The organism is Streptomyces yerevanensis, assembly GCF_000716805.1.
GTDB lineage: Bacteria > Actinomycetota > Actinomycetes > Streptomycetales > Streptomycetaceae > Streptomyces > Streptomyces flaveus.
In genome coordinates, this window is sequence record NZ_JNWJ01000182.1 from 1 (window position 1) to 1458 (window position 1458).

General features: G+C 68.9%; 3 protein-coding genes. 2 read left to right on the forward strand and 1 reads right to left on the reverse strand.

The window, feature by feature from the left end; all coding sequences use genetic code 11:
* Window positions 1–6 precede the first annotated feature (6 nt).
* The gene (locus tag OP79_RS48890; protein WP_245685762.1) at window positions 7–399 is read right to left on the reverse strand and encodes an ester cyclase; all 393 of its coding nucleotides are present in this window, start codon (window positions 397–399) and stop codon (window positions 7–9) included.
* Between the two features lie 126 nt (window positions 400–525).
* On the opposite strand from OP79_RS48890, the gene OP79_RS48895 reads away from it, so the two are divergent.
* Window positions 526–1104 carry a PadR family transcriptional regulator gene (locus OP79_RS48895; protein WP_033329703.1) on the forward strand — a complete coding sequence of 193 codons (579 nt, stop codon included), beginning with the start codon at window positions 526–528 and terminating at the stop codon, window positions 1102–1104.
* Window positions 1105–1124: 20 nt separating this feature from the next.
* Window positions 1125–1458, forward strand: a 334-nt coding sequence (locus tag OP79_RS48900) for an alcohol dehydrogenase catalytic domain-containing protein (RefSeq protein WP_033329704.1), incomplete at its 3' end; no start/stop codon positions are given.

Consider the following 1458-nt stretch of genomic DNA (forward strand, 5'->3'; position numbering starts at 1 on the left):
CGAGGTTCACGGCGCCGGCAGGGCACCGATCTGCTGCATCACCCCGAGGAGGTCGGGCTGGCCCCGTTCGCCGACGATCCGGCCGTCGGCCAGGTAGTAGAAGTTCAGGGCCTGTACCGAGATCTTGTTGCCGCTCGCCGGGACCCCGAAGAATTCACCGTCGTGGGTTCCCCGCATGGTGAACCGCGCGGCCACGGTGTCGCCTTCGGTGACCGTCTCCTCCAGCGTCCACTGGACGTCGGGGAAGGCGCCGCGCATCATCCCGAGGACTTCCATGTACCCATCGGGCCCCCGCAGTGGTTCCGGGTGACTGGGTGCGTGGAACACCGCGTCCGGAGAAATGACCTCGCGGGCGAGATCCTCGTCGCCCGTGTTGATGAACTCGACGAAGCGGTTCATCACTGACTCGGTGGACTGCGACGGCATCTTGCTGGGCCTCTCCAGAGACGTTTGAGCGGGTACCTGCGAGCGTAACATCGAACCGATGCTCACATCGATTCGATGTCTGCGTGCGAAGATGGACTCATGCTGGAACTCGCCATACTCGGCTTCCTGGCCGAAGCCCCCCTGCCCGGACACGAACTGCGCCGCCGCCTCTCACAGCTGACCGGCTACACGCGGCCGGTCAGTGACGGCAGCCTGTATCCGGCGATCAACCGTCTGACCAGGGCGGGCTTGATCGAGCGGCGCGCCGACCCGGCCGCCGGGGCGGCCCGGTACGTGCTCAGCCTGACCGCGGCCGGACGGGCCGACATGCTGCAGCGCCTGCGCAAGCCCGCCGACCACGAGATCACCGACTTCACCCGGTTCTACATCGTCCTGGCCTTCCTCTCCCACCTGCCCGACGTGGCCGAACAGCACGCGGTGCTGCGCAGACGGCTGGAGTTCCTGGAAGAACCGGCGAGCTTCTTCTACGACAACGAGCGGCCCCTGCGTGCCGAGGAGATCGCCGACCCCTACCGGCGGGGCATGCTGCTCACCGCCCGCGCCACCAGCCGCGCCGAACGGACCTGGCTGCGCGAGACCCTCGGGGAGAAGCCGCCCGCATTCGACACCGCATGCACCGACAGCGATCCGCATGCACCCGCCGCTCCCGCGAACTGACCGCCCACGGAGGTATCCCCATGCTTGCTTCCTGGTACGACGGCCAGGGCCCCGCCGCCGATGTCCTGCACGTCGGCGAACTCCCTGATCCCGTCCCCGGCCCCGGCGAGGTCCGCGTCCGCGTCACCGTCTCGGGCGTCAACCCCGGCGACACCAAGAAACGGCGCGGCTGGCTCGGCTCGTCCATGCCCTACCCGCGAGTGATCCCGCACAGCGACGCCGCCGGAGTCATCGACGCCGTGGGCGCCCAGGTCGACGCCCACCGCGTCGGACAACGGGTCTGGGTATACGGCGCCCAGTCCTACCGCCCCTTCGGCACCGCCGCCCAGTACACCCTCGTACCCGACCACCAGG